The organism is Fulvivirga sediminis (assembly GCF_016757215.1).
Classification (GTDB): domain Bacteria; phylum Bacteroidota; class Bacteroidia; order Cytophagales; family Cyclobacteriaceae; genus Fulvivirga; species Fulvivirga sediminis.
The window spans coordinates 320,142-339,305 of record NZ_JAESIY010000007.1 but is presented as its reverse complement, the minus strand read 5'-3'; the positions used below and the strand labels follow the sequence as shown (position 1 = coordinate 339,305).

The following is a 19,164-nucleotide window of genomic DNA, read 5'->3' as shown; positions in this document are numbered from 1 at the left end:
AGAATATAGTGTTTACTAACTTTCTGATACTGGCCTGGAGGAATATTAAGAAGCAAAAATGGTTTGCCGTTATCAATATTTTAGGTCTGGCTACAGGGCTAAGTGCCACCTTTCTGATTTTACTATTTATGGCGGATGAATGGCAAGCGAATAACTGGTTTAAGCACGCCGAAAATCACTACATGCTAGAGTCTGAATGGTCAGCAGGAGTTAGCAGACCCGAGTTCACCACGCTGGCTCCATTGGGTAAAGAACTGAAAGAGCAATACCCACAATTGGTGGCTAATTATTTCACCATAGACGCAGTCAGTTGTAATGTATCTGATGGCGAAAAGAAGAACTTCAGACTTAATTTACAAATTGCTGATGGTAATATGCTTACCATGTTCGGTATTCCACTGGTAACAGGAAATCCTCAAACGGCTATGGATGATCCCGATGGACTGGTACTACAACACGATGTGGCTCTCAAGTTCTTTGGCTCTACCGACATATTAGGAAAAACACTTATTCTGGAAACGCAAAATGAAAATAATAACTCTAGAGGATTTAAGGAATATAGGATATCTGGAGTCATTGACCAAATACCTGAAAATTCTTTAACTGACAATTTGGGCGACAGGGTAGATATATATGTTAACAGCGCTAATGCAATATATTTTAGATCCGAGGATGTATTTCAATCATGGGGTAATTACATACTGCAGACCCGTTTGGAGCTTCAGCCAGGAGTGTATCCGAAAGATTTGGAAGTGCCACTGCATGAATTGATTAGTGCTAATGCGCCTGATTTCCTAGTAAAAGACCTGACTGCAAAATTAACTCCTTTGAAATCTTATAATTTGATTCAAAATGAAGAGGCTAAGCAGCGTCTGCTTTTAGTTTTGGGCTTGGTGGCTTTGTTCATTCTTTTGATGGCCATGATCAATTTTGTAAATATATCCATTGGTATTGCTAATAGAAGAATGAAAGAAATAGGGGTAAGGAAGGCTATTGGTAGTAATAGAAAAGAGCTGATCTGGCAATTTCTGTTAGAGTCCACGCTGCTTTCTGTTTTGGCCTTTGCTCTGGCTATGAGCTTAATTCAGCTTGTTATTCCATATTATGCTCAGCTGCTTCAGAAGACTGGTTTTTCTAATATTAGCTTCTGGCCTCTAACATTGATAATGGGTTCCATAGCCATAATTACAGGTATACTATCCGGACTTTACCCGGCTCTGATCTTATCTAAGCTACATGTAGTGAAAGCTTTAAAGGGAAAAGTAATAGTTCGTCATAATGCATTCGATATTAAAAAGGTATTACTAGTAGCTCAGTTCAGCCTGGCTCTGTTTTTTATTCTATCTACGCTCACCATAAGCTCTCAGATGGATTATCTTTTGAATAAAGATTTAGGATATGATAATAGTAATGTACTCGTGGTTTCTTCAGTTCCCAGATGGTATGGCCCTTCAGGAGTATCCAAAATGCTAAGTATGAAGCACGAGTTTAACGAAATACCAGGTGTGCAACAAGTGAGTCTGTCTTATGAGATACCGGATGGCCGATTTGGCATGGAACAATCAGTGAAACCTTCCTCGGCTAACGAAGATAGTTACGAGCTGTTCGGTCAAATTATTTGTGACTCTGAGTATCAGGATGTATATGAGTTTGAAATGGCGGAGGGTCGTTTTTTTAATGATTCAGACAAGGCATTGAATAAGGTAGTGATTAATGAAACAGCAGCAAAATCATTATTTGGCGATAAACCCGCTGTGGGAGAAATGATAGATGAAAGAGTCATGAAGCAGAGAGAAATCATTGGAGTAGTAAAGGACTTTCATTTCAGTTCATTACACGAAAATATGAGAGGCCTGTATTTTACTCCTGTAGATTCTGCTGAGATTTTTCGTTTTTTAAGTTTTAAGTTGAATGGAAACACAAAAGACGTCACGGCGGCTATTGAGGCTAAATGGAGACAAGTATTTCCCCTGGTGCCGTTTGAAAGCTTCTTTCTGGAAGACAAGCTAACAGAGCTATACGCTGATGATACACAATTTAAAAAGGCTTTTAGTACGGCGTCTATTTTTGCCATATTGATTGTATTGGTGGGGGTATTTGGTGTTACTATGCAAAATTTCGCCTATAGAATTAAAGAAATAGGTATAAGAAAGGTGCTGGGAGCCAGTGCTTTAAATATTTGGAAGTTGTTAGGGAAAGAGCTACTGAGTGTATATAGCATAGCGGCATTCATGGGAGTAATGGCTGCTTATATGATGATGAATCAGTGGCTGAAAGGTTTCGCTTATAAAATTGCTCAGCCTTACATACTATACACATTCGGCATAATTGGCTTTTTATTAATTATTATGTTTACCGTTTCCATAGAGCTCATCAAGGTGATAAGAATTAACCCGGTGGATAGTCTGAAAAGTGAATAGTTATGCTTGAGACTTATCTTAAAATAGCTTGGCGACAAATCATTAAAAATAAGTGGTTTTCATTTGTTTCATTTTTTGGCTTGAGCCTGAGCCTTTTGGCTTATTTTCTAATCAACCAATATGTGTCTTATCATTATAGTTTTGACAACTTTCATCGAGATAAGGAAAGAGTCTACAGAGTAGGTCAAATTTGGGAGAAGGATGGCGTTGTTGAGTCTGATGGAGCGATGAACTGGCCTGCGGCTGGCCCTGCACTAAAAGCGAGTATTCCTGAAATAGAGGAACAGGTACGGGTTAATGCCTATTATGGTAGAAGTATACTTCAGGTTGGGGAACTGCAGCTTCATCACGATAAGACATTTTTCACAGAAGCTTCTTTTTTAGAGATCTTTGATTATCCGCTGGTAGAAGGTAATAAATCCTCTATTTTTCATGACTTATATGATGTAGTAATTAGCAAATCAACCGCGCTTAAACTGTTTGGGGATAAAGATGCTCTTCATCAAATGATTACCCTCAAGGGAGACAGGACTGAGCTCAACTTGGAGGTAAAGGCGGTTATAGATATACCTAAAAATTCACATTTTCAACCTGACATTCTGCTCAATTATGAGCTTCTGGGAAAGGGTAGAGCGAGGGATTGGCAGTGGTCTATTGATTATCTATATATTAAGCTGAGGAAGCTGTCATCGATTCATAGTGTGATGGATAAATACCCTCAGGTGATAAAGCCACATGAGCACTTTTGGAAGGATGAAGGCTATGATGTCCGTTTTAACTTTGATAGGATTGATCATATTCATACTGGTATTGCCAGAGATTATTTGCTTTCCCCTGTTGTCAATAGTAATGAACTAACTTTCTTATTCATTCTTTCTTGGATCATTTTAGGGGTGTCCTGGTTGAATTATATACATCAATCTATCAACCGAATGGCAGAAAGGTCACGAGAAGTAGGCATCAGGAAGGTGCTAGGCTCGGGCAGGTGGTCTTTTTATTTTCAATTTTTAACAGAAGGGTTCATTTACAATTTTTTAGCGTTTTCATTTGCTTTTACGTTGTTTCAGGCTTCAGAAGTTCATATTTATAACTGGTTGGGAGTAATCATTCCACATATGCCGAATGGTAGAATGATAGTTAATGTTGCTCTGGTGCTGTTACTTGGTACTTTGGTTATAGGTATAATTCCAGCTTTAACATTCAATTCAAGCAATTTAATGGATACTTTGAAAGGTGGAGTGAATCGTTCTTACAAAAAATTCACCTTCAGAAATGTTATGATTGTCGGACAGTTCGCCGCAGCCATATGCTTGGTCATTCTCACGTGGATTGTTTACAGCCAGATCCAATACTTAAAACACCAAAAGCCGGGTTTTGATATTTCAAAAGTATTGGTGATAGAAAAGCCGGTAATTACTGATTCAACTTTTTTCAATAGGGTTGATCGTTTTAAGCAAGACCTTGGGCGACGAGCAGATATAAGGAAAGTAACCTTTTCTTCGGACGTGCCGGGAGCCCGATTAAAAGATAACATCACCAACATTCATAAACCTGAGGCCAGTACTTCGGAAGTTAATAGCAATTTTCTGCTCTGGGTAGATGATGATTTTCTTTCTACCTATAACCTGGAGCTGGTAGCAGGGCGCAATTTCACAAAGGAAGAAGTTAGGATTGGCAATTGTTTGATAGTCAATGAAAAAGCGCTTAAAACTTTAGGATTTAAGAATGCTGAAGAGGCGGTAGGCGCTCCAATGACTTGGGATGGAGAAAGTAGTGCTAATATTCACATTATAGGTGTGGTAAAGGATTATAGGCATGAATCGCCTCAAAACAAAATTCTGCCCACCATTCTTGTAGGATTGAATATTTATTCAGGCTATTTTTCTGTACATCTTAGGTCCTCTGAACATACTTCCATAATCAAAAAAATTAAAGACACTTACCAAAGTACTTTTGGAGAGCCAGCGGATTACTTCTTTTTAGATGATCATTACAATCTGCAGTATCAGTCTGATGAACAATTAGAATCCATTATTTCTTGTTTTGGAATCATAGCTATTTGTCTTAGTTGTATCGGACTTTTGGCGCTGTCTTCTTACCACCTGAATTTAAGACTCAAAGAGATCAGCATAAGAAAATTGTTTGGTGCTTCCTTGCCGGAGCTGTTTCGCTTACTTACTTGGAATTTCATAAGATTGATCCTAATAGCGGGAGTCATAGCTGCACTGCTGTCTTATTATTTGGGGAACTACTGGCTGCAACGCTTCCCTGTAAAAATTGCATTAGGAGTATGGTTATTCATCATACCTGTGATTTTTCTTTCGCTGATTGGTCTTATGGCCATTTCTTATCAAACTATAAAAGTATCTCTAATCAACCCTATTCATAACCTAAAAGAAGAGTAATGCTGCAAAATTTCATCAAAATCGCGTTAAGAAACATTAGAAAGAACCGTGCTTTTTCTTTGATCCACATCATTGGTCTTACAGTAGGGTTGGCCTCTACTTTATTATTGCTGATGTATGTGAAGTATGAATATAGTTTTGATAAATGGAATAAGCAGTCTGATAGCATTTATAGACTTACCCATACCAGGTCAGTCAATGGAGAAGAATCTTATCAGCGAGCTTCGGTGTTTCCGGAATTAGGTATGGAGCTGCAGCAGGCTCTTCCTGAAATTACAAATTCATGCAGACTATTCAATATCTCCTCAGAATATGATCTGGTTTTCTTATTTAATAATGGAAAAGACAGTTTTTCCGAAAGCTCAATTTTTCTTGCTGACAGTTCATTTATGGATATTTTTGATCTTGAACCAATAGCTGGAGATCTACATTCTGCCTTAAGTCAGCCTAATAAATTGGTCATATCTGAATCCTTAGCCAAAAAGGTGTTTAATACCTCTAATGTGGTAGGAAAACAATTAGAATGGCAGGGAATGTCTGAATCTAGCTATGAAATCACAGCAGTTTTCAAAGATATTCCTGCTAATAGTCATCTGCATTTTGAAATGCTTGCCAGTTGGTTTAATGTTTATTCAGACAGAAGTCTCAGGACTTGGGATCAATTTTATACTTACGTTCTAACAAATAGAAATATAGACCCAGAAAGGTTAAGAGCTAAAGTTAACGAATACTCTAAGTCTTATTTGGAGGAATATAATTCCAGTAGAAATCTTGGTTCAGAAATAGGTTTACAGCCATTAACAGCTATTCATCTTAACTCAAACCTAAGAGGAGAAATCGAAGCTAATAGCGATAGGAAGGTAGTAAATGCCCTATTAATCATAGCTGTAGCAATACTCATTATAGCCATATTCAATTATATAAACCTCTCAACTTCCAGTTCTTTAGAACGCTCTCGAGAGGTAGGCATTCGAAAAGTAATCGGTTCCAGTCGGTTGCAGCTTCGGTTCCAGTTTTTATTAGAGTCGTTTTGCATGGTGGTGCTGGCTCATGTCATAGCGATAACGGTCGTTCAGCTGAGCACACCTATTTTTAATCGTTGGATGGAAAGTGATATAAACATCGCTTGGTGGAGCAATATTGAGTTTTATGCGTTGCTGAGCTTAAGCATTATCACTATCACACTCTTCGCTGGCCTTTATCCATCTTTAGTTCTTAGCCAATTTGCTCCGTCCAGATTATTGAATGAGGGAGGTAGTAAGAACAAAAAATATTCATTCCGATCTGTTCTGATGACTTTCCAGTTTGCTATAGCGATGCTTTTATGTGCCATGTCACTTTTGGTCTACTCGCAAATCAATTACATCGTAGATCTCAGCAAAGATTTTAATCAAAATGTATTAGTAGTAAAGTCCTATGAAACGCTGCAGGAAAACATGGACACTACTTATCTGGGTAAATTTCACCTTCTCGGTAAAGAGCTATCTGATTATCCAAGTATAGAAGCAGCTACAGTTAGCTCCACTATTCCAGGTCAGGATTACAGTTGGGTGGGGCAGGTGGATATTGGCAATGAAACACGTATAAGCGCAGCCCGCATCATGGTGGATGAAAATTTCGCTAAAGTCTATGGCATAAAGCTCTTGGCAGGCAGGTTCTATGAATCTGAAGATGAATTACACCCTCTAAATCAGCTGGTTATCAATAGGAAAATGGCTACAGATATGGGCTATCAGGACATAGAAAGAGCCATTGGAAGGAAGTTGAATTTATTTGGTATGGAGACCACTATAATAGGAGTCTTGGAAGACTTTCATACGGTTTCTCCGAGAAGTGAAATAGAAGCTTCTATGTATACACTAGTTCATGGACATAAGGCATTCTTGTCCGTAGCCTTTCAGCAAGGTAATTACAAAGAGGCAACTGAAGCTGCAAGAAAAGAGTGGAAAGAACTATTTCCTGATAAGCCTTTTGAATACTTCTTCATCGATGATCATATGATGAAGCAGTTTAAATCAGACCATCGTCTGTTACAAGCTTTGATGGGTTTTTCCATATTGGCCATATTCCTGGCTTGCCTAGGGCTGATGGGATTGGCTAATTACAATGCGAATCTTAGAAAGAAAGAGCTGAGTATAAGGAAAGTATTAGGTGCAACAGCTATTGATCTTGGTAAAGTTCTCACCCAGAAATATATACTCTTAATCGTTCTAAGCTCAGTACTAAGCTTTCCTGCCTTCTATTATGTATCTGATATCTGGCTTCAGCAATATGCCACCAAAATAGGGGTAGGGGGCTACTATTATCTAATGCCACTATTAACTCTTTTGGTCATTGCCATCATTACTGTACTTTCTCAAATATTGAAAAGTATAAGAGCCAACCCGATAGACCATTTGAAATCTGAATAGTTGAGATAAAATGCTTCTAGTTTGATTTAATCTACTCTAAATAATATGGAAAATAATCATAGTTGCAGATGTTTGAAGCTATGGTTGTACTCATAGGCCAGAGCGCTAGTTTAAAAGCAAAAGAATAATTTTGGTATCTTCAAGCTAACATGGTGGATCTGGCGTTCCTGCAAAATACTGGGCAGTTAATGTAGTATTACATTTTTATTATTTAACTCAGTGCCCCATGTTATAAATAATAAAGGCTATTGACTAGAGAAGATAGAGAATTTTTAATTAAAAAATATCATAAAGAATTTGATGGGATCAGGAAGTCAACTTTTATAAAAACACTCATTGTTGGACTTATTATTTTTTTCTCTATTCTTGGTGGCGTTATACTATCTTCCTGGATAATATTTGCCATAGGAACTGCCGTTACCATTGTTTTGTATTTAATACTCAATATAGCAGGATCTTCAAGCGAAATTGATAGTATCAATGATAAAGTGAAGAATGAATTAATTCATCCATATATATCCAATATACTAACAAATTGCAGTTACAATAGATTGGAGCATCATGACTTGGAAGAGATCGTGGAAACCAATTTTTTCAAGAATTGGCTTAAAAAATCTCATTTTGAAGGTAAGGGGCAATTCAATTATTCTGAAGAAAATTATAAATTAAAAATATCTGAACTGGATATTAAATCTCTTAGGCCCTCATTGCTGTTTACTGCCCATTTCAATTTTAATCTTTCAAAAACAGAAATTCTGATTACTCCTGAAGATTTAACCATCAGGCCAAGATTTCCTACAGAAGATGAGCAAGGAGATAATTATGCGCTATTTTTCAATCGAGCCCTAAGTCATACAATTGAGTTGCCTGGTAACCAAAAATTCAAAGTGTCAACCAATAGCTTACATGATTACGACCGTGCCTACTTGGAGCAAACTCAGGCTTTAGCGGTGGATGTTTCAAAACAATTGACTTATAAGTCAAAGGTATTTGTTTCTGTCAGGAGTAATAGGCTTAATATATTCATTTTGAATAGCGAAATTTTTAATATTGATATTGGGAAGTCTATAAGACAACAAAATTATGGTCAGAATTTTTATGGACTCACTCAAGTGATAAAGACTTATCTAGATAGTCTTGCTCAATAATAGGGAAGGGCACAGCTCTTAATTAACCTCTGGTAACTTATAAACTCAAAACAGCCTTACTATGAAAATTAATCTAATCGTTTTCAATATTTTTTTGATAATAATCGCTTTTATCGGATCATTTAATACAACTCATGCTCAAACCGAGGATAAATGGTCCGGAGAATACATGTTAAAATCTAATGAATCTATTCCTCTTGATACCATCAGAATTGAAAAGACTGCTGATTTGAAAAAGGATGAAGTTCCTAGTAAATATGAGTCGGACTTACAACGGTGGACCATTGCCTCAAAAAAGGATGCTTACGCGGACCAATTGATAGCAAGACGTTTTCTTTTTAATACTGAAAGTGAGGAAGATGAATATAAGCAATTTGGTTGGACAGATTTATACCTCAAGGGAAAAATGGAATGTCTAGATTTAGGTCACATGTTTATCTGCCAAACGGAACGCAAAGAGACAATAAGTATCGATGAAGAATCTTTTGTATCTGAAACAGGCTTTTTTGGCGTTAGGCTACACTATGGGCTGTTTTTGCTGGAAAGGTTGAAATGAGTAGAGCGGCCAATTCAATTATTGAAGGGGGCAATGCTTGAGTATGTAATTATGAAATACTCAAAGTTGTACCTTAAAAATTAATTTTTGTATATTCGTGTTAAGATTTTAAAAGGGAGGCATTCAACCTTTATTATATTGTGGCATAGTGAGAAGCCCAGAGTAAAGTTGCCAATTTTTATCCTATTTAATCAATCTAATTTTTTTGTGTAAGGTTGAAATAAATCTAGGCGGCTAGCCTTACATTTTTTTAAGAATTTATTTTTTTAACCCTGTTGTAGTAAAGTAGAGGCGCGCTATATCATAGACAGGAGCAGTGATTTTTTAGTATACCATGGATCAAAACAAAGCATACTCTCTTCTTAACCGTCAATTAACGGATATTTTAGCAAATGCAGAGCGAATTATTAAAGGAAGTGATTCAACTGAAGAAGTAGAAACTTTCGCTAGGTATTCTACAGAACTTAAGCGATTTGTGAATGAGAGAATTGAAAATAAGGATTTTGTACAAATGACCAATGATATCCCAACTATCGAATACAAAAGAATGCGTATTCAACTATGGCATTACTTTATTTGGCCCTCTTGGTTTCTCATCATATATAAGAATTATTATATCAAGCTCCGGACAATAGAGCAGATACAGCTGGCGCGAAGCAAATACGCTAGCCTTCAAGTATTAACAAAGAGTCAAATAAACTAATTCATCTATTGGGGCGGATACTTCTAAGGTATCATTAATTAGAAGTTGAAAAATAACCGTATTAGATGAAATTATAAGCAATAAAATGAAGAAGATAGTGGTCGTCATGCTCTGTTTAGCCACTATTTCCGTTTGTAGCTGGCTTTTTTTAGAAAGAGTTAATTTGCTTGATATTCCATCCAATAAAAATGACTTTTATGCGAATATCGAAAAGCAAAAAATAGATGAACGGATAGATATTCACTCTTGTGAAAAAAGTATCTTGAAAAGAGAAATAGATCTCATCCGTAGAAAGGAAAAGGAGCTGTCTCAAATAGCCTGGCAAACACAAGTTTGCACCCAGATAGTGATAGGTCTACAAGTAATTTTACTTCTGTTTATTTTTTTAAACAATTCTGATCGAAACTTGAGAAAAGAGAAAAAATAATAGCCTTCGATAAGTTGAAATCAACTTATAATAAAAGTTTATAATTTTCATTATTCATTTTTTTTATCCAATATTACTGGAGCTGTATGCCGTTATATAAATGGTTGTTTATGAGTTGATTTATATGTTATATACTAGCTATAAACTGGTTGGAAAAGGTTATACTTCACAATTACTAACAAAGTGGTAAATATCACACTCAGATTTTAGCTTTGCCTAATAATGAAGCTCAAGCTTCAAGATGAGCTTGCAGGGTAGGTAGAGGTGCAAAACCATTTTAAAAGGGACTTTTCAAGTAATTTTAATTGACCGCCGCATAAATAAGAATAGGGTAGAGCAAGAAATGTTGATTATGGAGATTATTTACATTTACGCCTAAATCATCTATTCCTGCATCATCTATGATCATCTTTTACAGAGCACTGCAATCAGTGTGCGATGGGAAGCTCCCAGTTGCTCGTTAAGTTCAATTTTCATAGAATAGAAGTCTGTATTTAAGTTTTTGAAACCGGCCTTTTCAAAAAGATGGTTAAATTCAGTTATAGAAAGGACGGCCGCATGAGACTAATCTCTGTTTCTTTCCATTTCATTGTATTTTTTTATCTTGCAATAGGATAATGAAACATCCACCATTATAACCTTCCCATTAGTTTTTCACACTCTTTTCATCATTTCGGTAAAACCCTCTCTAATTATTTGATAGAATAATGCTGAGCATATCTCGTTGTTATTTTTAATCAGATTACAAGACTAAACTCAATAAAAGAACCCCTTTCATCCACGACATCCCCAATAAAAGTAAAAAATAAATAGCTACTGAAATGGAAGTCAGTGCAAGTTTTATCCTTGATTGGTCAATTTAGGCTAGTCATCTTTGATAATAACAGGCTTAGGACAAAATATGCTTTTATCAGTTCATATGTCCGTCAGCAGGGGTATACAAGAGAACTGGGAAGGGAAAGTATTGATTTCAGTAATCTTTTTATTTTAAATAATGAATGGTAAACGGCTGTATCAGTTATTCATCGCTTAAAAATGCCAATAAACTTGCCTTAGTTGATACATAATGCCTCATGCAGTACCTTGGTATCAATTAAAGCCAACTATAGACAACAGAAAATCCCTTGAGGCCAGGTCTTCAAGGGATTTTTTTGTTTCTTGTACTTAAAATCATTGATTTATCTATTTAGTAATTATCCTTTTACACCTGTAAGTTATCAGGTGTTATTAAATTTCAGAATAAGAAGGCTACTTGTACCTTAGTATTAGTTAAAGCCAACTATAGACAACGAAATATCCTTTGGGGCCAGGCCTTAAAGGATATTTTGTTTTATAGGCCTCTATTTTTATTTCATACAAGTTCGATTTACCTAAACCCAATATGACCTATTTGAAATATTTGCTTTCTGCTTTCCTTGTAGCAACTAGAGACTGAAAGGGATTTTAATTCGCTTTCTGAAGATGGAAAAACGTTGGTGCCATTGTTTTGTTAATAGATTTAGGAGATCTAAATAATTGATAACTCTTATGATTTTTAAAAGCTTATTTGCGATCTTTAATTCATCATAAATGGATCTCGGATCAGTTATAAAAAATCATGCTGCGGACTATATTTCTAATCTCATTTGCTATATTATTTTGTTTAATAGAAGGTTGTAAACCTATGGAAAAAGAAAAAGAGCTGATTTCTTCATGGCCAGAACATGGTATTACCTATGAAATATTTGTACAATCTTTCTGTGACTCTAATGAGGATGGAAAAGGAGATATTAAGGGAATGGAGTCTAAGCTTCCATATTTACAAGGCTTTGGGGTAGAAGCGGTATGGTTAATGCCTATCATGCCTTCACCTTCATATCACAAATATGATGTTACAGATTATAAAAACATCCACCCAGACTATGGTACTTTAGATGACTTTAAACACTTTGTCGATTCTGCTCATGCACATAATATTAAAGTAGTAATTGATCTGATTATTAATCACACTTCATCGCAGCACCCTTGGTTTCAAGAAGCCATAAAGGGTGGTGATAATCCTTACAGAGATTATTTTGTTTGGGCTGATAAAGACTCAATAGCGGAGGAGATATCTAAAAAAGAAACGTCCTTTGACTCAGATAATATAACCCAATGGCATGCTGTAAATGAAGATACTACAGCTGAACACTACTATGGCTTTTTTACTGGCGAGATGCCAGACCTTAATTATGATAACCCTAAAGTAAGGGAAGAGGTGTATGAAATAGGCAGGTTTTGGCTTGAGGAGGTAGGAGTAGATGGTTTTAGGCTTGATGCGGCCAAACACATTTATCCGGACGACAGAGCGGAGGATAGTCATGCTTTTTGGGAAGAGTTTAAAGGTGAGATGCAGAAAGTGAAACCAGAGGTGTATCTTGTAGGAGAGGTTTGGGCTAATACGGAAACACAGGCGCCTTATGCCAAAGGCTTCTCTTCATTGTTTAATTTTGATCTGGCCTATAGTATTTTAAAATCAATTGAAGAAGGTGTTGACGGTGCAGCTTTTGTTGCTGGCAATGGTTTAGAGATGGATTTAGATAAATCATTGGTTGAAAGGTTTAAAGAAAACAATGAAGCCTTGCAAAAAGTGAATCCTGATTTTATTGTAGCCACTTTTTTAAGTAATCATGACCAAAACAGGGTAATGAGCGTGCTGGAAGATGATGAGCAAAAAGCAGCGGTAGCAGCTTCAATACTATTTACATTGCCAGGGGCTCCTTATTTGTATTATGGGGAAGAGATCGGTATGAAAGGAATGAAGCCTGACCCTAATATTAGAGAGGCTTTCTTGTGGGACAAAAAGGCTTCTGATAACTGTCGTACCTCATGGATAAAGGCTGAATATTCTACTGATAAAACGGTGAAACCATTATCTACACAAAAGGAAGACCCTCATTCTTTGTTTAATCACTATAAAGAAATGATTAGGTTAAGAAGAACTAATGAAGTACTTACCAAGGGAAATATAGAATATGTGCAGATGAACAATAAAAGCCTGATCTCATTCTTAAGAATTCTCGGTGATAATGAGCTTCTGGTAATTCATAATATTTCTTCTGAGGATCAGCAAATAGATCAAGAAATTTTGAAAGACAAGTCTTTGTATTTCTCTTCCGCTGAGTGGAAAAGTGGTGACCCTATTGCACCTTATACGACAATAATATTTAATTAGTAAAAAAGGCTTCCGAAATGTAAAATACATCAGAAGCCTTTTTAATATTAAAACTAATTGACTTTCTTAATTAATTGTTTTTCAGTGGCTTATATTAAGTTACTTCCAGCCTTTGCTTGTGGTGAGATTAGAGATGTGAGCGAGGTGATGATTACCATGCCAAGCATACATTCCAATAGCTACTTTAAGCATTACTTTATTATTATTTGCCGGGTGGATGAAGAATTTGTTAAGTTGATCATCCTTTAAACCACGCAGTAAATATACCCACTTTTTATGCAGGGCTTCTATGAAATTTAAAGTTAGGTCTACAGGGCCTTCTGTACTATCGAAGAGCTCAGCCCAGCCTTTTTCGTTATAAGCTTTTATAGTAGGCTCTTCTTCTGTTAAGGTCCATTTAAACCTGATGTAGCTGTTCAGATGGCTATCGCCAATATGGTGAGCCACTTGCCTGAGGGTCCATCCTCCAGGCCTGTAAGGAGTATCTAGTTGGGTGTCATTAAGCCCCTCTAACGCTAGCTTAAGCTTTTCTGGCAACTTTTCGATCTGGTCAATAGACTCAGAAATATCAGTGTTATTGTTTATGTCAGATGTGTTAAACTTACCAATTGGGTACTGTAATGATTCCATATCTATAATTTTAAATCTCTTCAATAAAAGGCTCTAAATTTTCTATAGTCACATGTTCCATAATCACTATTTTGAACCATTTAGGATCACTATGATTATCTGGCACAAGACCATACTTTTTGGCTATGTCATGTGAAAGATCATCTGTCTTTATCGTTACTATATTAGAGCCGTTCTCTCTATAGTAAGACACATTTCTGGTGTCCAACTCCTTACAAAGCCAATCAGTACGGTTTAAAAGTACCAATATTTTTTCTCTCCAACCATATGGCCCATAGGTCATAAGTATCATCCAAACGGCTATAGCGTTAGCACCACTGCGGCTTCCTATAAGAGTAAAGTCTTCACCTTCAACATATTTGGCTTCTTTGGTGTTGGCATATTTTAAAAGGCCTTTTCTTATTAAGAATATACCTGTTCCGTAAGGGGCCTGCAGCATTTTATGCGCATCTAATGTTACCGAAGATACCTCTTCATTAGCAAAGTTTAAAGAATTTTTTTCATTAGCAAAAGGATAGAAAAACCCTCCGTAAGCACCGTCAACATGAATTTTATAGATGCAATTATGCTTTTTTAATACAGACGCATAAGTGTCTATATCATCCACTGAGCCGAACATAGTCGTCATCATGTTAGCAATAACGATAAAGTATTTTCTGCCTTGGCTTTGCTGCTCTTTTATTACTGTAGCTATGTGCTCAGCTGAAGGCTTTCTTTTATCATCTACCTTTACATAAGCGATAGGTAATGCTAATACATTGGCGGCTTTACTCATAGAGTAATGAGCATCTTCAGAAGTAATAATGCAAATTTCCTCATTAGAGCATCCATACTCTTCCTTGAAATAATTTCTATACACCCAGAGTGCCTGCATGTTTGCTTCCGTTCCTCCAGAGGCCACATAACCGTCAAACTCGTCAGGTGCTCCCTTGAATATTTCTTCTGAACATATTCTGATCAGTTCTCTTTCTATTTTTTGAGTACCCTGAAAAAAGCTCTCTGATTTATCCAAAGTATGACATCCGATGTGATTAGGGTTATGGATAAGCGTAGACAAATAAGGAGCATTATTTAAAAAGGGTGCATCCTGATAAAACACTTTATTGTCTAAATGGGAGGCGGGAATTCCTAAAATGTTCGATTCATAATAATTAACATTTTCTCCTAGTGCACTAAATACCGTCTTTCTTATCTCCTCAGGAGATAATTTCTTCCAAATTTTCATAAATTTTAATTCAATGAATAAACAAGTATTGGTTTGAATCTCATGCGATTCATTGGTGAGAGGCAGACCCAAATATAGGAAAAATACCCTTGGAGAATTACCTCTTAAAATAAATTCTTGTTGTTTGAAAATTTATGCTAGATTTGTAATATTATTATTTGAATGCTCTTATCAAGAAAGGCTGAGGGAAATGGCCCGTCGAAGCCTTAGCAACCATCCTGAAATATAGGTAAAGGTGCTAAATCCATCTCCAGAAAAGGAGGAAGATAAGTTAGATTAGGCTTTACAACGGAATAAAAATATAAGCTCTTCTGACTTGTCGGAAGAGCTTTTTTTATGCCAAATGAATGATAAATAAAAAGATACCATACTTAAGACTGAGTGGGCTAGAGCCTTTAGTGATTACTCCTGAAACCAATTTTGTAAATATTGGAGAGAGAACTAACGTTACGGGTTCAAGGAAGTTTCTCAGGCTTATACAAGAGGAGAATTTTGAGGAGGCATTATCCATTGCGCGAGATCAGGTGGAGGGCGGAGCCCAGATACTGGATGTGAATATGGATGAAGGAATGCTCGATGGTGAGCAAGCTATGGTGAAATTTCTTAACCTGATAGCTTCTGAACCGGAGATTTCTAAAATTCCTATTATGGTTGACTCCTCTAAGTGGCCAATTATAGAGGCGGGGCTGAAGTGTATACAGGGAAAAGGTGTAGTTAACTCTATCAGTTTAAAGAATGGTGAAGAGGAATTCGCTCAGCAGGCGCGTAAAATAAAAATGTATGGTGCTGCCGTAGTGGTGATGGCTTTTGATGAAAAGGGACAGGCAGATAATTACGAAAGAAGGATATCCATATGTGAAAGATCATATCGGATATTAGTAGATAAAGTTAAATTTCCTCCACAGGATATCATTTTCGATCCTAATATATTTCCTGTTGCTACAGGGATGGATGAGCATAGAAAAAATGCCATTGACTTCTTTCAAGCTACTAAATGGATTAGAGAGAATCTGCCTGGTGCTAACGTGAGTGGGGGTGTAAGTAATGTCTCCTTCTCTTTCAGAGGTAATAATACGGTTCGGGAAGCCATGCATTCGGCTTTTCTATATCATGCTATTAAAAATGGTATGAACATGGGTATAGTGAACCCTACTATGCTTGAGGTCTATGATGAGATCCCTAAAGACTTATTAGAGCACGTTGAAGATGTATTGCTGGATAGGAGAGAAGATGCCACCGAAAGGTTGTTAGATTTTGCGGAGACTGTAAAAGGCACGGCTAAGCAGAGGGTAAAAGATGATGCCTGGAGAAAAGGCACGGTTGAAGAGCGTCTATCCCATGCTCTAGTTAAAGGTATAATTGATTATATAGATGAAGATACAGAGGAGGCAAGAGTTAAGCTTGGCCATCCGCTTTTGGTGATAGAAGGGCCCCTAATGGCTGGAATGAATGTAGTAGGGGATCTCTTTGGAGAGGGTAAAATGTTTTTGCCTCAGGTGGTGAAAAGTGCCAGGGTTATGAAGAAGGCTGTGGCTTATCTGGAGCCCTTTATGGAAGAGGAGAAGAGAAAGAATAAGTCTGTAGAAAATGCACCTAAGATTTTGCTTGCTACCGTAAAAGGAGATGTCCATGATATTGGTAAGAACATAGTAGGGGTAGTACTGGCCTGTAATAACTATCAGATAATAGATTTAGGGGTGATGGTGCCCACAGAAAAGATACTTGAAGAAGCTAAGAAGAATAATGTAGATGTTATAGGACTGAGTGGTTTAATTACCCCGTCTTTAGATGAAATGGTAGGGGTAGCTCAAGAAATGCAGAAGCAAAACCTTCAGGTTCCTCTAATTATTGGAGGTGCTACTACTAGTAGAATTCATACTGCGGTTAAAATAGATCCTGCTTACAGTGGAGCCGTGGTTCATGTGCTAGATGCTTCCCGAAGTGTGCCAGTGGTAGGTGAGCTTATAGGTAAAAATACGAGAGACGCTTTTCATACCAAAATCAAGAATGAATACAATGATCTCAGAGAAGGACACTCTACCAGAAAAACAGAGAAGAATTATATACCTCTACAGCAAGCCAGAGAGAATAAAGCAAAAATAATCTGGGAAGGATATACACCTCCCAAGCCTAATTTCTTAGGAGTGAAGGTTTTTAAAGAATATCCATTAGAAGAAGTAAGACAGTTTATTGATTGGACTCCGTTTTTCCAGACATGGATGCTTAAAGGAAAATTTCCTAAGATTTTTGAGGACAAAGTAATAGGTGAGGAAGCCAAAAAGTTATATGCTGATGCTAACATCATGTTAGATGAGATTATAGCTGAAAAACAATTGACAGCCAACGCTATTATAGGTCTTTTTCAGGCTAACGCTGATGGTGATGATGTTGATATTGTAACGCCAGATGGAAAAACGGAGCGTTTTCATTTCTTGAGACAGCAGGGTAAAAAAGGTCAAAGAATACCTAACTTATCATTGGCTGATTATATCGCACCTCAAGAAACAGGTATAGAAGATTATATGGGCATGTTTGCAGTAACGGCCGGAGTTGGTATAGAAAAGCTCATAGAGAAGCATAAAGCTAACCATGATGATTATAATGAAATTATGGTAAAGGCCCTGGCTGATAGACTAGCAGAGGCAATGGCTGAGCTGATGCATTATAAGGTAAGAACAGAACTCTGGGGATATACTCAAGAAGAATTGAATAATGAAGACTTTATTCGTGAAAAATATCAGGGCATAAGGCCTGCTCCAGGATATCCCGCATGCCCTGATCATACTGAGAAACCGATATTATTTGAGCTTTTGGATGTAGAAAAACATACCGGTATTTTCCTTACTGATTCTAATGCGATGTATCCGGCGTCATCGGTGAGTGGTTTTTATTTTTCACACCCTAACTCACGCTATTTTGGACTAGGAAAGGTGGAAAAAGATCAGGTGATTGATTATTCCAAAAGAAAAAACATGTCTGTAGAACTAATTGAAAAATGGCTTGGACCTAACCTGGCATATTAATAAATAGAATAATAATGCCGTATTATATGGCATAAAAATATATAAATCATGAAGATTACAGAGCACATCGCTAATGCTAAAAAGACACTGTTCTCATTTGAGATATTACCACCTCTAAAAGGTGAAAACATTGAAAATTTATATAAGCATATAGATCCTCTGATGGAGTTTAACCCTCCATTTATAGATGTTACTTATCATAGAGAAGAGTTTGTGTATAAGAAGCATGAAAATGGCCTGTTAGAAAAGAAGTCTATCCGAAAGAGACCCGGTACAGTGGGTATCTGTGCGGCTATCAAAAACAAATATAATGTAGATACTGTCCCTCATATTATTTGTGGCGGCTTTACTAAAGAAGAAACTGAAAATGCACTGATAGATCTTAATTTTCTAGGGATAGATAATGTTCTTTTATTACAAGGAGATGCCATTAAATCTGAGTCTATGTTTGTGGCTGAAAATGGAGGACACAAATACGCTTCCGAACTTATCGAGCAGGTGGTGAAAATGAACAACGGGCAGTATCAGGATGATGAGTTATTAAATGCTAATCACACTGATTTCTGTATAGGAGTAGCTGGTTACCCAGAGAAGCACTTTGCCGCTCCTAACCTGAAGGTGGATCTTAAATACCTCAAAATGAAGGTGGATATGGGAGCGGATTACATAGTTACTCAAATGTTTTTTGACAATAGTAAGTTCTGTGATTTTGTAAAACAGTGTAGAGAGGCAGGCATAAACGTTCCTATTATCCCTGGCTTAAAGCCTCTTACAACCAAGCGCCAGCTTAATATACTGCCCAGGATTTTCTATATAGACTTGCCAGAGGAGCTGGCAGATGCCGTAGATAAATGTAAAACTAATGAAGAGGTGAAGCAGGTAGGAATAGAATGGACTATTCAGCAATCTAAAGAATTAGTTGATTTTGGAGTGCCGGTTTTACACTATTACTCTATGGGTAAATCCAAATCTGTTTATGAAATAGCGAAAGAACTTTTTTAACATTTTGCCACTTTGTCAGTG

At 36.8% G+C, this 19,164-nt stretch carries 12 protein-coding genes and 1 riboswitch; of the genes, 10 read left to right on the top strand and 2 right to left on the bottom strand.

Annotation, left to right across the window (positions count from 1 at the left end; genetic code table 11):
- The first annotated feature begins 8 nt into the window (after window positions 1-8).
- The 8 genes from JL102_RS14530 (at window position 9) to JL102_RS14495 (ending at window position 13,263) form a co-directional block, all read left to right on the top strand.
- A complete protein-coding gene (locus JL102_RS14530) occupies window positions 9-2,420 on the top strand; it encodes an ABC transporter permease (RefSeq protein ID WP_202245137.1) in 2,412 nt (803 codons plus the stop codon).
- A 2-nt stretch (window positions 2,421-2,422) separates the two neighbouring features.
- Window positions 2,423-4,825: an ABC transporter permease gene (locus JL102_RS14525; RefSeq protein WP_202245136.1), complete on the top strand. Its 2,403-nt coding sequence runs from the start codon at window positions 2,423-2,425 to the stop codon at window positions 4,823-4,825.
- The gene (locus JL102_RS14520) at window positions 4,825-7,236 is read left to right on the top strand and encodes an ABC transporter permease (RefSeq protein WP_202245135.1); all 2,412 of its coding nucleotides are present in this window, start codon (window positions 4,825-4,827) and stop codon (window positions 7,234-7,236) included. Before JL102_RS14525 ends, JL102_RS14520 begins: the two co-directional genes overlap by 1 nt.
- Before the next feature lie 248 nt (window positions 7,237-7,484).
- The gene (locus JL102_RS14515) at window positions 7,485-8,384 is read left to right on the top strand and encodes a hypothetical protein (RefSeq protein ID WP_202245134.1); all 900 of its coding nucleotides are present in this window, start codon (window positions 7,485-7,487) and stop codon (window positions 8,382-8,384) included.
- A 61-nt stretch (window positions 8,385-8,445) separates the two neighbouring features.
- Complete coding sequence (locus JL102_RS14510) at window positions 8,446-8,940, top strand: hypothetical protein (RefSeq protein ID WP_202245133.1); 495 nt, start codon at window positions 8,446-8,448, stop codon at window positions 8,938-8,940.
- A 334-nt stretch (window positions 8,941-9,274) separates the two neighbouring features.
- Entirely contained in the window at window positions 9,275-9,643 is a 369-nt protein-coding gene (locus tag JL102_RS14505; protein ID WP_202245132.1) for a hypothetical protein, read from the top strand.
- Between the two features lie 85 nt (window positions 9,644-9,728).
- Entirely contained in the window at window positions 9,729-10,070 is a 342-nt protein-coding gene (locus tag JL102_RS14500) for a hypothetical protein (RefSeq protein WP_202245131.1), read from the top strand.
- Window positions 10,071-11,733: 1,663 nt separating this feature from the next.
- Window positions 11,734-13,263: an alpha-amylase family glycosyl hydrolase gene (locus tag JL102_RS14495; protein WP_237390598.1), complete on the top strand. Its 1,530-nt coding sequence runs from the start codon at window positions 11,734-11,736 to the stop codon at window positions 13,261-13,263.
- 99 nt (window positions 13,264-13,362) lie between these two features.
- Here JL102_RS14495 and JL102_RS14490 read toward each other — a convergent pair whose 3' ends face one another.
- On the bottom strand, window positions 13,363-13,893 hold the full coding sequence (locus tag JL102_RS14490) for a YfiT family bacillithiol transferase (protein WP_202245129.1): 531 nt from the start codon (window positions 13,891-13,893) through the stop codon (window positions 13,363-13,365).
- Window positions 13,894-13,903: 10 nt separating this feature from the next.
- Window positions 13,904-15,118, bottom strand: a complete 1,215-nt coding sequence (locus JL102_RS14485) for a pyridoxal phosphate-dependent decarboxylase family protein (RefSeq protein ID WP_202245128.1) — start codon at window positions 15,116-15,118, stop codon at window positions 13,904-13,906.
- A 165-nt stretch (window positions 15,119-15,283) separates the two neighbouring features.
- Window positions 15,284-15,391, top strand: a riboswitch (SAM riboswitch).
- Window positions 15,392-15,465: 74 nt separating this feature from the next.
- Here JL102_RS14485 and metH point away from each other — a divergent pair.
- Window positions 15,466-18,141, top strand: a complete 2,676-nt coding sequence (gene metH / locus JL102_RS14480; RefSeq protein WP_202245127.1) for a methionine synthase — start codon at window positions 15,466-15,468, stop codon at window positions 18,139-18,141.
- Window positions 18,142-18,189: 48 nt separating this feature from the next.
- Window positions 18,190-19,143, top strand: a complete 954-nt coding sequence (gene metF / locus JL102_RS14475; protein ID WP_202245126.1) for a methylenetetrahydrofolate reductase [NAD(P)H] — start codon at window positions 18,190-18,192, stop codon at window positions 19,141-19,143.
- Window positions 19,144-19,164: the final 21 nt, after the last annotated feature.

Bases quoted from the DNA above. Each gene is read 5' to 3' on its own strand.
- JL102_RS14525 (WP_202245136.1), top strand. From the start codon at position 2,423: ATGCTTGAGACTTATCTTAAAATAGCTTGGCGACAAATCATTAAAAAT.
- JL102_RS14520 (WP_202245135.1), top strand. From the start codon at position 4,825: ATGCTGCAAAATTTCATCAAAATCGCGTTAAGAAACATTAGAAAGAAC.
- JL102_RS14510 (WP_202245133.1), top strand. From the start codon at position 8,446: ATGAAAATTAATCTAATCGTTTTCAATATTTTTTTGATAATAATCGCT.
- JL102_RS14505 (WP_202245132.1), top strand. From the start codon at position 9,275: ATGGATCAAAACAAAGCATACTCTCTTCTTAACCGTCAATTAACGGAT.
- JL102_RS14500 (WP_202245131.1), top strand. From the start codon at position 9,729: ATGAAGAAGATAGTGGTCGTCATGCTCTGTTTAGCCACTATTTCCGTT.
- JL102_RS14495 (WP_237390598.1), top strand. From the start codon at position 11,734: ATGGAAAAAGAAAAAGAGCTGATTTCTTCATGGCCAGAACATGGTATT.
- JL102_RS14490 (WP_202245129.1), bottom strand. From the start codon at position 13,893: ATGGAATCATTACAGTACCCAATTGGTAAGTTTAACACATCTGACATA.
- JL102_RS14485 (WP_202245128.1), bottom strand. From the start codon at position 15,118: ATGAAAATTTGGAAGAAATTATCTCCTGAGGAGATAAGAAAGACGGTA.
- metH (WP_202245127.1), top strand. From the start codon at position 15,466: ATGATAAATAAAAAGATACCATACTTAAGACTGAGTGGGCTAGAGCCT.
- metF (WP_202245126.1), top strand. From the start codon at position 18,190: ATGAAGATTACAGAGCACATCGCTAATGCTAAAAAGACACTGTTCTCA.